Origin of the sequence: Bacillus sp. GbtcB10 (assembly GCF_019091365.1) — a bacterium.
GTDB lineage: Bacteria > Bacillota > Bacilli > Bacillales > Bacillaceae > Bacillus > Bacillus altitudinis.
Genome location: NZ_JAGXJP010000490.1, coordinates 1 through 228 on the forward strand (window position 1 = coordinate 1; position 228 = coordinate 228).

1 protein-coding gene is annotated in these 228 nt (G+C 38.2%); it reads right to left on the minus strand.

Annotation, left to right across the window (positions count from 1 at the left end; genetic code table 11):
- Positions 1-228: P-loop NTPase family protein (locus KVT11_RS20920; protein WP_217609250.1), on the minus strand; the 228-nt coding region annotated here is incomplete at both ends.

Below are 228 nucleotides of genomic sequence, written 5' to 3' on the forward strand. Positions count from 1 at the left end.
CTTGTAATGATCGTAGGCTTCTTGTATTGAAGTCGATAATCAAGAATGCGGGTGAAGGTTTCTTCGACAAATTTTGTTACATTTTCCACTCCGATATCAACTAGGACAACAAGATCAGCTGTCTTGACAGCATCCATAATGTCGGTGATTTTCACCTTCGATACAATATCAAACGTGCGTAATATTTCTCCTATCAGATCAGCTGTAGACGAATAGATGATTTTGAGT